Source organism: Bacteroides caecigallinarum (genome assembly GCF_016901995.1).
Taxonomy (GTDB): domain Bacteria; phylum Bacteroidota; class Bacteroidia; order Bacteroidales; family Bacteroidaceae; genus Phocaeicola; species Phocaeicola cellulolyticus.
In genome coordinates this window covers 1-890 of sequence record NZ_JACJLE010000130.1, presented here as the reverse complement: position 1 = coordinate 890, position 890 = coordinate 1, and the positions used below count along the sequence as shown (strand labels likewise).

At 47.6% G+C, this 890-nt stretch carries 1 protein-coding gene; it reads right to left on the bottom strand.

The window, feature by feature from the left end:
- Positions 1-595, bottom strand: a 595-nt coding sequence (locus H6A61_RS15285) for a reverse transcriptase N-terminal domain-containing protein (RefSeq protein WP_204394762.1), incomplete at its 3' end; no start/stop codon positions are given.
- Positions 596-890 lie beyond the last annotated feature (295 nt).

Sequence of the window (890 nt, the reverse complement as noted above, 5' to 3'; positions counted from 1 at the left end):
GGTCGAAACAGCCTTTTATGTCCCCCTCCAATATCCATTCGGGAGAGCAATCCCTGCTTAGCCATCTGTGGAGTGCGTCTATCGCATCTGCCGTACTTCTGAACTTTCTAAATCCGTAAGAGTTTGCATCCGCTTCACTCTCCGTTATGGGTTCCAATGCCATAAGGTACAGTGCCTGCATGGCTCTGTCTTTCATGGTTGGTATTCCTAAAGGTCTTGTCTTGCCGTTTGCCTTGGGTATGTTAACCCTTTTCAGTGGGAGGGCTTTATATCCTCTCCGTGTCAAAGAACGTATAGCTTCTATTTTCCTGGCATCGGTGTCCCACTTTATGTGGTCAACCCCTGCCGTGCGCTTGCCTTTATTGGATGTCACTTTCCTTACCGCCAATGCCTTGGCTTCGAACGAAGTGACAAGGAGGTGCTGCAAGGCTTTCACCTTGTTATACCTCTTTCCTGTATGAGCCTTTGCTATTCGGACTTGCAGCTTTCTGACCTTGCATTCACACTTATGAAAGTCAATGTCTTTCCATGTAGTGTTATACTTGGCTGAAGATGCACACTCGGCTTTCACCTCGTTCCTTTGCTGTTTCTTCATTTCGTTAAAGTTCTACAATCGTTTCACAAAGAATTACCCTGCGGAAGTCTGCCTGCTTTCGCATGAGGTGACGTTTAAACCTCTATCCTCCGCATTACACGGAAGCGTTCGCTTTCTCCGCAATCCTTTACCCGCACCTCATTCGGCTTCTCTTGCGATTGGCTTACCTGCTCGATAAAGGCAGGAAAGATACGGGCTTACCAAGTTCCGTACAAGTAACTGACGACCGACTTAGAGTCCACCCATCCACCGGCAGTACTACATCCGTGTAGTCCTAATAAGCAGAGAACTATCC